Raw genomic sequence first — 11,385 nt, 5'->3', positions numbered from 1 at the left:
GCGTCTTTTTTTTATAACCTTCTGGGTTGGGCCCGGCCCGGGTGTTCGGCCGCGCCGCTGCCCCGGGCCGGGGGGGGGGGGCGGCCGCGGGACAGGTCACCGGACGGGCTCCTCCTCGACCACGAAGTCCAGGTGCGCGGCCGCCTTGTCGGCGAGCGCCTGCGCTTCGAGCCGGTCCGGGCCGTTGCAGTAGGTGAATCCGACGCAGGAGGAGTTGTCCATCCGCTCCAGCAGCGCGTCGCCCTTCTCCACATGGAGCAGCACCTGGACACCGGGTACCGACGCGGCGGCCTCCACACCGTCCACGCGCCGGAGCACACCGCGACGGGTGGGATAGATCATGCGCACGGCGGCACCACCGGAGTGGACGACCGGCTCGATCTGCGGGGTCTCACCGAGCGCGAGCAGCCAGGCGTCCAGGATCGGGCTGCGCCCGGTCACGTCGGTGACCAGCATCGTCATGCAGCTCGACGGCGTCCGGGGGTTGGCCTCGATGATGCGCCAGCCGCTCTCGGTGTGGCGCACCTCCGTGTGACAGGGCCCGTGACGGTAGCCGATCACCTCCAGGGTGCGGCGCACCACGGAGTAGAGCTCGTCGCGCGACGCGTCGGAGAGCGGTACGGGAAAGGTGTGCCCGCACTCGATGTACGCAGGATCGCCGAACAGGTCCTTCGAGGTGACACCGAACACGTGGGTGTGTCCGTCCACGGTCATCGTCTCGACGCTGACCTCGACACCCTCCACGTACGTCTCCAGCAGCACGTCGCCGGAGCGGGGCTGTCCGCGCAGGCTGTGCCGGACGGTGGAGAGCTCCTCCCACGCCTCGATGAGCTGGTCCAGGTCGTCGACTCTGCGGACTCCGTAACTGATCGCCTCGGCGGGCGGCTTGGCGATCATGGGGAAGCCCAGCCGCCGCACCGCTTCTTCGAGCTGGCCCCGGCTGCTCACCAGCATGTGCGGGATGTTGAACGGCACGTCGCCGAGCGCCACCCGCAGCCGGTCCTTGACGTTGGCGGTCTCGACCGCAGAAGGGTCCGGCCCCGGCAGGCCCAGGCGCTGCGCGGCCTGCGCGGCGACCACCGTGTGGTAGTCCGAGAAGGACGTCAGACCGTCCACCAGCGGCCGCCCGTCGTCACCGGTCACCGCGGCGAGCACCGCTTCCAGGTCGGTGGTGTCCACGTCGAGGACCCGGTCCACCCGGGCGAGCGGATGAGTGTCCCAGTCGTGGCCGTGCGTGTACCACGACCGGTCGCCGGTGAGCAGCCACACCTCGAGTCCGTGCTCCTGGGCCTGGAGCAGACCCAGCACGAACGGGTGGTTCTGCATGTGCTCGACGATCGCGATTCGCTTGCCGGCGAACTGCGCGTAGTCGGCCAGGGGTGTTGTCATCAGACCGCCTCCATGGTTCGGCCGCAGATCCCGTCACTCAGCACGTGAGGGCACAGCACGCCGACTGGTGTTGCAGAACAGTTGAAGCGGCGGCCGGGAGGATGGCCATCGTTCGAGCGCGCGTGTGCATAGGCCGTCGGCGACTCGCATAGGAACGGCCTTGGAGAAGAGGGCCGTTGAGGATCAGGTCGGCCCCGGACGCTATACCGACCGGAGGTCGGCTATGCGCGAACCCCGTCGGAGAGCCCGCTGCGGGACCCGCGGCACACAGGATGTGGGCGAATGCTTCGCGAGGAGGGCTGCAGGGACATGGAGACCACACAGTCGGCGACCACGGACACCGGCTTCGATGCCGCTGTGCACGGCGTGGTCCGCCCGACCGACGCACCGGGCGGCACGCTGCGCCTGGTACGCACCGACGACTTCGACTCGCTCGATCCGGGGAACACCTATTACGCCTACACCTGGAACTTCCTGCGTCTGATCGGCCGGACCCTGGTCACGTTCGACACCGCGGCCGGCAAGGCGGGGCAGCGGCTGGTGCCCGACCTGGCGGAATCGCTGGGCGTGCCGTCCGACGGCGGCCGGACCTGGACGTACCGGCTGCGCGCCGGGCTGCGCTACGAGGACGGCAGCCCCGTCACGGCCGCCGACGTCAAGTACGCGATCGCCAGGAGCAATTACGGCACCGATGTGCTGGGGGTCGGGCCGACGTACTTCCGGCAGCTGCTGGGCACCGACTACGGCGGCCCGTGGCGGGAGCCCGACGCCGACGGCCCGGTCACTCTGGAGACCCCCGACGAACGCACGCTCGTGTTCCGTCTGGACCAGCCGTTCGCCGGGCTCGACCTCCTGGCCACCATGCCCAGCACGACCCCGGTCCCTCGCCGCCTGGACACCGGCGCCGACTACTGTCTCGCCCCCGTGTCGACCGGCCCCTACCGGCTCGTGTCGTACAAGAGGGGTGAACTGGCCGTTCTGGAGCGCAATCCGCACTGGTCGCCGGAGACGGATCCGGTCCGCAGGCAACGCGCCGAACGGATCGAGGTGCATCTGGGTGTCGAGCCGCACGACGTGGACCGGATGCTGCTGACCGGCGAGGCCCACATCGACCTGGCGGGCTTCGGCGTCCAGCCCGCGGCGCAGGAGCGCATCCTGGCCGATCCGGCACTCAAGGCCAACGCCGACAACCCGCTCACCGGCTTCACCTGGATCTACTGCCTGTCGAGCAACGTGACCCCGTTCGACGACGTGCACGCCAGGCGTGCGGTGCAGTACGCGACCGACAAGGCCGCGATGCAGGAGGCGTACGGCGGCGCCACGGGCGGCGACATAGCGACCACCATCCTGCCGCCGACGATCGACGGCTACGAGGAGTTCGACCGATATCCGGTCGGACCGGACGCAACCGGGGACCTGGACGCGGCGCGGGCCGAGCTCGCCCTGGCCGGCCTGCCGGACGGATTCCGCACGAAGATCGCCGCCCGTAAGGACCGGCTCAAGGAGTACCGGGCGGCCGAGGCGCTGGCCGCCGGGCTCGCCCGGGTCGGCATCGAGGCGGAGGTGCTGGACTTTCCGTCAGGCGACTACTTCGACCGCTACGGCGGCTGCCCGGAGTATCTGCGCGAGAACGGCATCGGCATCATCATGTTCGGCTGGGGCGCCGACTTCCCGGACGGATACGGCTTCCTGCAGCAGATCGTCGACGGGCGGGCGATCAAGGAGCGCGGCAACCAGAACATGGGCGAGCTCGACGACCCGGAGATCAACGCGCTGCTCGACCGCGGATCGACGAGCACCGACCCGGTGGAGCGGGCGGAGATCTGGCGCCGGATCGACCATCTGACGATGGAGCACGCGGTGATCGTGCCCTATCTGTATCCCAGGTCGCTGCTGTACCGGCACCCCGACGTACGCAACGCCTATGTCACCGGGTCGTTCGGCATGTACGACTATGTGGCGCTCGGCGTGCGCTGAGACGCGTCCGCCGGGCAGCTGATGCCGTCGCGGACGCGGATCGCGTCCGCGACGGCCACGGTCCTCCCGCGGTCAGCTGGCCCTGCCGGAACCCTGGGCGTGGCGTGCGCTGCCGTACGCATCCCAACGACTCTCCGGGCGGGCATGACTGACGCTCCCACAGGCGGCCTCGGCATCGTGGAACTCCGCTTCGAACTTGGTCAGCTGCCGCAGGAACTGCCGTGCCGGGCTCGTCAGATCGGTCCCCCGCGAGCTGCGCAGCAGCAGCCGGGCGCCCAGCCTGAGTTCCAGCCGGTGGATGCGGCGGGTCAGGGCGGACTGGCTGATGGACAGCACGGTGGCCGCCCGGTTGATGCTGCCGTGTTCCGCGACGGCCCGCAGCAGCCGCAGATCCTCGACGTCGAGTGTCCCGTTCTCGGCCGGCCCTGCGGCGACGGAGCCCGCCTCGGCACAACGGGACGGCACCGGATCGCTGCTCAGCCGCTCCCGCCGCTCCCGGTACCACTCCGCCCACCAGCGGTCCCGCAGCAGGTCCGGGTACTGATCGGCGAACCGGTTCAGACAGTGCCGGGTGAGCAGTGCGGCCAGCTGTTCCGCCAGTGGCCGGGGCACGACGGTCGGGTCGACGAGCAGGGTGCTGGAGCGGTGCGGGCGTTCGAGGACGGACCGGCGTACCAAGGACGGGGAGAGCACCGCGGGGCACGCGGGCGACCCGAACCCGATGGCGTCACCGCGACGCAGTATGCCTCTGGCCACGGAGGCGCTGGTGACCTGGAGCCGGGCCGGAACCGGCAGCCCCGTCGAGCCGAAGACCCGGGCCACCACGACCTCCGAGGCGGGGCCGGATTCGGAGACCCAGCTCTCCTCCAGGAGGTCGGCGAGCGACACCGTCTCCCGGGCCGCCATCGGGTGGTCGCGCGGCAGCGTCACCCACAGCGGGTCGTCCAGCACCCGGCATTCGCGCACCGGCCGGTCCAGGGTGTCGCCCGGGGCTTCCAGGGTCCACGTGTGCCCGGCGTCGACGCGGTAGCCGGCCAGATGACGCAGGACCTGGTGGGGTGCCTCGTGGCTGACCGACAGCAGGACACCCAGGGTGGCCGCGGCGTCCTCAATCACGTCCTCCAGCAGCGGCTCGGTCGAGGAGATGGCCAGAATGCGCGGTGAACTGACGGCCTCGGAACCACGTCCGAATATCTGGGTCCGTACGGCCAGGTCGACCTGGCGGAAGAAGCGGTGCCCGGCCGCGAGCATGCGGGAACCGGCGGACGTCAGCCGGGCGGTGTGGCGGCTGCGCAGGGTGAGAAGCAGCCCGCTGCTCCGGTCGAGCCGTTCCAGCTGCCGTTCGACGTTGCCGTGCCGCGACCCCACACGTCGGGCCACCTCGGTCAGGTCTCCGCACTGCCCGACGGTGTCGAGCAACAACAGATCAAGGCGCGAAAGGGGAAACTGCGCCGGCCGGTCAGAAACAGATGGCAGCTCTGATCCCAAAGACACTGTCGGTTTCCTTCTGGGTTGAGGACCGTGCCGAGTGGCCGTCGAGCCGTTCGGCGTGGTGCACACCGGTTGCGTCCAGCACGCCGTCGGCGGGACTGCCGAGGGGTGGCGGGGCCCCGGCCGGGTTCGCCCGCCACCGGACCGGGTCTCGCGACGGAGGGGCGGCCGCGCGGACACGCCGCCACCGGGCCGGCGGTAACCGGCACCCCGCGGTGCGCCCCATGTGCGCAGCTCCTTCCGACGCCCCCGACGGAGTGAGCCGGACGCCCCGGTGGGAGCGCATCGGCCCAGGCCAACCCCAGGGGTACGACCAGGAGCAATCCAATACGGCGGGCCTCTTGGTCAACTCTCGGACGTGTCTCAGCGGCGGTGCCGGCGCGCCGGCGGCGACCGGACACCGGCCGGGTGCGGACCGCGGGAGGAACGGGAGCCGGCATCACACCGTGATGTCGAACGCCTCCAGCGGCCGCGGGGTCAGCACATCGGTGTACAGACTGCCGCGTTCTGCCGCTGCCTTGGAGAGCGACTCGGCCGCGGCGGGGTCCGCCAGGGCGTGCGCGCCCTTGGCGTTCAACGGCGTCGTCATGTCGTCGTGGTGGCTGGGGAGCAGTACCGGCGGATCTCCCAGAGTGCTCAGCAGCCGCTCCAGATAGTGGTGCACCGCGGAGTGCGACGTCATGCCGACCACCGCGACGTCGGGGCGGATGCCGGCCATTTCCCGCGCGGCGAAGTTGCTCGCACCGGAGAGCAGCACGCTGGGCCCGTTGTCGACGGAGACCTGATACATGAGGGTCTCGCCCTCCACCAGATCGCCCAGCACCCGGGGGCGGGCCGGCCGTGTCAGCAGCCGGCCCGGCGCGAAGTACCCGTACTGCGACTGCTGGCTGTGCAGGCTCCGGAAGACCTCCACAGTGAACCCGTCGAACTGCAGGTACTCACCGCCGCGCACCGTGACGACGTCCGCCATCCGCTCCGGGCCGACCCCCATGGCGGCCAGCAGATGGCCGGAGGTCTCGTCGCACAGCGTCCTTACGCGGTGCTTGCGCCACTGCGGGCGGTCGAGCAGCTGGGGCACGTCCGCGAGGTGGTCGAAGTGTCCATGGCTGACGAGGACGAGCTCGGGCGCGCCGGTGAGGTGTTCGGCGGCGACCCGTTCCACCGCCTCCCGGTCGAGGCGCAACGGCAGGGCGGGATCGAGACTGCCGTCCGCCCGGGCGTAGGGCATCCGGCTCAGATACGGGTCGAAGAGGATGCTGCGGCCCGCGAAGGAGAGTTCCCAGCCCGCCACACCGAGCCATCTCATGGACAGCCGGGTACCCGCGGACGGGCGGCGCCCGGTCCGGGGAGCGGAGGGGGGCCGCCCGGCGGAGAGGACTCCTGAGGCCCCCGCCATCAGCGCGCCCTTGATGACCGACCGTCGCATGCGTTGCACCGCACACCCCTCCGTACGTGACGTTCCGTGGACGGAATACTACGGAACGCATCCGGAGGGGTGTCGGACTTCGGCCACGGGTCAGGTCGTGTACTCCGAGTTCAGCCGGACATAGCCCTCGGTCAGGTCACAGCCGTAGACGGTGAACTGCCCGTCGGCGATGCCGAGGTCGATGCCGATGACCACTTCGTCGCCGCGCAGGTGCTCGGCGACCGATGCGCGCAGAGCGGTGTCGTCCGCGCTGTCCTCGGACCGCGGCGGGTAGACCGCCACCTCGCCGAAGCGGATGGCGACCGCGTCCTGGTCGATGTCGTGGTCGTCGGAGCACTTGCCGATCGCCATGGCGACCCGTCCCCAGTTGGGGTCGCAGCCGTGCACGGCGGTCTTCACCAGTGGTGAGTTGACGACCACCTTCCCGACCCGCTTGGCCTGGGCCGTGTCCCGGGCGCCCGTCACCTGGACCTCGATGAGCTTGCTCGCACCTTCGCCGTCGCTCGCGATGGCCTTGACGAGCGACAACGCGGCTTCGTGCAGGACCTCTTCGAACTCCGCGGGATCCACGTCGCCGGCCAGGCCGTTGCTGAAGAGGGCGGCCGTGTCACTGGTGGAGGTGTCGGTGTCGATGCTCACCGCGTTGAAGGTGCGGTCCATGACCCGCCGGAAGATCGCGTCCTGTTCGGCCGGATCGAGCCGGGCATCGGTCGCGAAGAAGGTCAGCAGGGTCGCCATGTCCGGTTCGATCATGCCGACGCCCTTGGCGATCCCGACGAGGGTTGCCCGGCCGCAGCGCAGACGGATCTCCTTCGGACGGGTGTCGGTGGTCATGATCGCCCGGGACGCGCGGTCGAACCCTCCGTCCGGGAACGGCCACGACAGGGTCTTGAGGTGGTCGCGGATGCTCTCCATCGGGTACTGACGGCCGATCACCCCGGTGGAGGCGATGAGGAGTTCACCGGCGGGGATGCCGATCGCGTCCGCCACGGCGTCGCGGACCTCGAGGGCGTTGCGTGTGCCCTCGGCCCCGGTGGCGACGTTGGCGTTGCGGGCCAGGACCGCGACCCCGCGTGCCCGTCCGTCGGCCGCCGCCTCCCGGCTCAGAGTGACACTGGGCCCGACGAACCGCGAGCGGGTGAACACGGCGCTGACGGTGGCGGGCACCGTCGAGGCCAGCACGGTGAAGTCGTCCCGGCCGTCGTCGGACAGGCCGACCGGCGCGGTGTGAACGACAAAGCCCTGCGGGTATGAGGGGGTGGCTTCGGCCATTGCTGGAGCTCTCCTGTCTCGTCGCCGGATTCCGTCCGTCGCCGGCGGGCCTTCCGCAGGCAGGCCGGGAATCCACACGCGTGTCTGGGGAATCGTAGGGCAGTCGTCACGCTGTCGGCGGAGGCGCGGCCGGGACCCACGCGGGCGGGCGCGGGTCCCGGCCGACGGGAGGGGCGGGGGCCTGACGGCTACCGGCGGGGCGAGAACGCGATCACGTCGCCGGCCCGCTCACCGCCGGACAGCTGACCGAACCGGTCGGTACGGATGTAGACCCGGTGCAGCCAGCGGTCGTGGCCGTCCCACCGGGGCGAGAACGGCGTCCGGGCATGCGTGGTACGGAAGTTGTCAATGATCAGAACATCTCCCGGGACGAGGTGAACGGCCTCCGTCACCTCGTCCAGCGCGTCCGAGAGCGCGGCGACGGCCTCCTTGTCGGCGGGCTCCTCGGGTGCCAGGAGCTCACGGTCGTAGCCGAGCAGCGGGTCGCCGCCGTCGCCGTACAGCGGCTTCACACGGGCGATTGCGCCGGGATCCTCGACACCGCCTCGGAACGCGACGTCGACGCAGCACGGCATCCGGCGCTCGTAGAGATGAGCCCTCGTCCGGTCGGACAGCAGCGGCAACGCCTTGCGCACCGAGCCGACCAGCGTCGCCGCCCTGCGCTCGTGGTCGGCGCGGGAGCAGGCGAGCATCACGTAGTTCGGCTGCAGGACGTGGTACGCCATCTCCGTGTGGAACTCCAGCAGAGTCTCGGAGGTCTCCGACGACAGGTGGTGGGCTCCGGGAGAGGGATATACGTCGTGGTACACGGAGCCGGACCGCAGCTCCTGGTATCCGGTGTGCAGCCCGAGGCGGCGGCCCGCGAGCGCGAGCATGGCCTCCATGGTCAGCAGTTCCCGGTCGGTGGGGGCCGGGGTGCTGGTGGGGGTGGAGGGCAGCTGCTCGTCGGGCTCGACCGGCAGGCCGCGCAGCAGCAGATAACCGTCCTCGTTTCCGTGGGTGTTGAACCGGTCGAGCGCCTCGGCGATGTCTCCGGGCAGCCGTGCGGAGACCTCCTTCGCCGTGTCGAGGAAACCGTGGAGATCGGCGCGCGGAACCTTCGGGAGTTCGGCGGCGAGTGCCCGTAACTCCTCGTGGAACGAGGTGCAGTCGAGAACCGGACTGGTCATGGTGCGGTGTCTCCTTCACTTCTCTGTGTGGTGTGCCTTGGCGTACTGGTAGAGGAGCTCCGCGCCGATCTCGGTGGCCAGGACCGAAGTGATGCCGCCGTGGTCGTAGAGGGGGGAGACCTCCATGACGTCGAAGCCGACCGGGTTCAGATCCCCGATGCAGCGCAACAGAGACAGGACTTCCCGTGAGGTCAGCCCGCCGGGGGCGGGGGTGCCGGTGCCGGGAGCGAACGCGGGGTCGAGGACGTCGATGTCGACCGAGACGTAGACGGGAAGACCGCCGACGCGCTCCCGGACGAGCCGGGAGACACCGGCGGTGCCGAGCTCGGCGAACTCGTCGGCGGTGACGATCCGCACCCCGTGGCCGCGCGCGTAGTCGAGCGAGTCCGGCTTCGGGTTGTGACCCCGGATACCGATCTGCACCATCGCCGAAGGGTTGATGAGCTTCTCGTCGATGCCGTGCCTGAACGGCGTTCCGTGGTGGAACTCACCACCGTAGAAAGCGGGGTTGGTGTCGGAGTGCGCGTCCAGATGCAGCACGGCGACCGGCCCGTGCCGCTGCGCGACGGCACGCAGCGCCGCGAGGGTGAGCGAGTGGTCGCCGCCGAGCATCAGGAAGGCGGAGTTGTCGTCCAGCAGGTCGGTCAGCCGGCGCTGGGCGGTCTCCATCGCGATGTGCATGTTGAACGGCGTCAGATCGATGTCGCCGCCGTCCACGCACTTGATGAGGTCGAAGGTGCCGGGGCCGCGGTCGATGCCGACCCCGTGAATGAGACCGGACTCGTTGCGGATGGCCCGCGGGCCGAACCGCGCGCCCGGGCGGTAGCTCGTCCCGCCGTCGTAGGGAGCCCCGATGACGACGACGTCGTTGCCGTGCGGCTCGATGTCGAGGGGCAGCCGCATGAAGGTGGGAATCTGCGCATAGCGCGGCGAGATGTGCGAGTCGATGCGTTCCACGTAACTCAGCCCTTCTCCGCGGTGTCGATGATGAGGCAAGCGGGCTCCGGGCCGGTGCGCCCGGCGCCCGGGACCACGGTGGGTGCCGGGCGGTGAGCGGCCCGGTGGCCGCCGGGAGGAACGGCCGGTGCGCCCGGACGCTCCGTGACGGACAGGGCCCGGTACGGGATCAAGCCCCCTCCTTCCGCAGGCCGGCGGCCACCTGCCGCACCACCTCGCCGGTGTCGGTCTCGTCCGGGTGCACGCCCGCCACAACGGTCCTGTCGAACAGCTCTTCCACCACCCGCCGCTTGGCCCGGCCCAGGTGCTGTTCGGGAACACCGTGCTCGGCCAGGAGCCGGGAGAAGGACGACGTGGTGCCGGACCCTTCGTGCACGCCGAGCTTGGGACGGGTGACCGTCTCGCGCGGCAGCACGTCGCCCATGGCCGCCCGGAGCACCCATTTGTCCCTGCGGTAGCGGTACTTGAGCCCCGCTTCCAGCGAGACCAGCAGATCCAGCACCTCGCGGTCCCAGTAGGGGTGTGTGGACCAGTGGCCGCTGATTCCGGAGAGCACCGGAGACATCTCGTTGAGCCCGTCGAACGTGCTCATGTCGCCCACCACGGCGGTGTCCAGACTCGGCAGCCGGTCCTCGCGGTGCATGCCCGCCAGCGGGATGTCCGCCCCGTACCCGGTCAGGATCCGCTGTCGCGGACCGTCCAGCACGCGGTAGAGCGCGGTGAGCGGCAGCAGGTACTCGATGATCTCCGGGTCCAGCGATTCGGATGCCCAGACCGTGTGCGGGAGCTGGGCCAGCAGCTCCGAACTGTGGATGGTGATCTCCTGGTGGGCGGAGCCCAGGTGATCCGCGACGATCCTCGCCTTGTCGAACTCGTCGGACACGTCCGTGCCCATCGACACCGACCTCAGCGCACCGGCGGACCGGTGTGCGAGGGCGGCGACCCCGGAGGAGTCGATGCCTCCGGAGAGTACGACGAACGGCGTGGACCCCGGCGCGATCCGCGTGCGTACGGCCCGCTCCAGCGCCTCACGCACGGCGCCCACCGCGTCGTCCTCGCTCATGATCCGCCGGTGCAGCGGAGGGGTCCAGGTGGGGTGGGACCGGGCGGTTCCCGACGGAAGGTCGATCTCCAGCACGGTGCCCGCGGGCACCTGGAACGCACCGGGAACCCGCCGGACGCGCTGGGCACCCGGGATCGGAGTGCCCTGCGGACGGCCGTGCGGGGCGAGCGCCTTGGCCTCGGTCGCCGCCGACACCTCGCCGGGCGAGGGACGTACGTACAGCGGTACGGACCCGGCATGGTCGGTGGCGAGCAGGACCTGCCGGCCGGTGCCGACCATCGCGGCGAACCGGCCGTTGATCAGCCTGAAGGCGTGATGGCCGTACCGGCCGAGCAGTTTCAGCACCAGCTCGGCGTCACCGGACGGTTCGGCCCCGTCGGGCAGCAGCCCGAGCAGTTCCTCATGGTTGTAGATCTCACCGGCCAGCACGACGAAGGTGTCCTGGTCCCGGGCGTGGGCCCGGTCGGCCGGCAGACCGGGGGGGTGGACGAGCAGTACGGCGTCGTTCTGCTGCCGCAACTGCTCCTGGACCAGCGAGTGCGTCCCGCTGGTGGCGAAGGCGGCCTTGGGGCTCTGGCCGTCACCCGAGCAGGCGACGGCCAGAAATCCGAAGGCGGCAGGGAAGGCCCGCAGCTCCATGG

The 11,385-nt window shown here is 70.5% G+C and carries 9 protein-coding genes; 1 reads left to right on the top strand and 8 read right to left on the bottom strand.

Features of this window, described 5'->3' with window-relative positions:
* Positions 1-96: 96 nt before the first annotated feature.
* Positions 97-1,389: an ATP-grasp domain-containing protein gene (locus tag ACFVXE_RS01515; RefSeq protein ID WP_389668046.1), complete on the bottom strand. Its 1,293-nt coding sequence runs from the start codon at positions 1,387-1,389 to the stop codon at positions 97-99.
* A gap of 309 nt (positions 1,390-1,698) precedes the next feature.
* Between ACFVXE_RS01515 and ACFVXE_RS01510 the strand changes: the two genes are divergently transcribed.
* On the top strand, positions 1,699-3,366 hold the full coding sequence (locus ACFVXE_RS01510; protein ID WP_389668045.1) for an ABC transporter substrate-binding protein: 1,668 nt from the start codon (positions 1,699-1,701) through the stop codon (positions 3,364-3,366).
* A 72-nt stretch (positions 3,367-3,438) separates the two neighbouring features.
* On the opposite strand, the gene ACFVXE_RS01505 is transcribed toward ACFVXE_RS01510, so the two are convergent.
* From ACFVXE_RS01505 to ACFVXE_RS01475, 7 genes are all read right to left on the bottom strand, one after another.
* Positions 3,439-4,734, bottom strand: coding sequence for a LysR family transcriptional regulator (locus tag ACFVXE_RS01505; RefSeq protein ID WP_389668044.1), 1,296 nt, complete (start codon positions 4,732-4,734; stop codon positions 3,439-3,441).
* A gap of 562 nt (positions 4,735-5,296) precedes the next feature.
* Complete coding sequence (locus ACFVXE_RS01500; RefSeq protein ID WP_389668043.1) at positions 5,297-6,283, bottom strand: MBL fold metallo-hydrolase; 987 nt, start codon at positions 6,281-6,283, stop codon at positions 5,297-5,299.
* Between the two features lie 90 nt (positions 6,284-6,373).
* Entirely contained in the window at positions 6,374-7,555 is a 1,182-nt protein-coding gene (argJ, locus tag ACFVXE_RS01495; protein WP_389668041.1) for a bifunctional glutamate N-acetyltransferase/amino-acid acetyltransferase ArgJ, read from the bottom strand.
* A 188-nt stretch (positions 7,556-7,743) separates the two neighbouring features.
* Complete coding sequence (cs1, locus tag ACFVXE_RS01490) at positions 7,744-8,724, bottom strand: clavaminate synthase Cs1 (RefSeq protein WP_389668039.1); 981 nt, start codon at positions 8,722-8,724, stop codon at positions 7,744-7,746.
* Positions 8,725-8,739: 15 nt separating this feature from the next.
* Positions 8,740-9,681: an agmatinase gene (gene speB, locus ACFVXE_RS01485; RefSeq protein ID WP_389668037.1), complete on the bottom strand. Its 942-nt coding sequence runs from the start codon at positions 9,679-9,681 to the stop codon at positions 8,740-8,742.
* Positions 9,682-9,686: 5 nt separating this feature from the next.
* A complete protein-coding gene (locus tag ACFVXE_RS01480; RefSeq protein WP_389668036.1) occupies positions 9,687-9,854 on the bottom strand; it encodes a hypothetical protein in 168 nt (55 codons plus the stop codon).
* Positions 9,851-11,383: an asparagine synthase-related protein gene (locus ACFVXE_RS01475; protein ID WP_389668034.1), complete on the bottom strand. Its 1,533-nt coding sequence runs from the start codon at positions 11,381-11,383 to the stop codon at positions 9,851-9,853. The genes ACFVXE_RS01480 and ACFVXE_RS01475 overlap by 4 nt, the downstream gene beginning before the upstream one ends.
* Positions 11,384-11,385 lie beyond the last annotated feature (2 nt).

Source organism: Streptomyces sp. NPDC058231 (genome assembly GCF_042882275.1).
Lineage (GTDB): Bacteria > Actinomycetota > Actinomycetes > Streptomycetales > Streptomycetaceae > Streptomyces.
The sequence above is the reverse complement of the archived record's forward strand: the minus strand, read 5'-3'. Positions and strand labels throughout refer to the sequence as shown.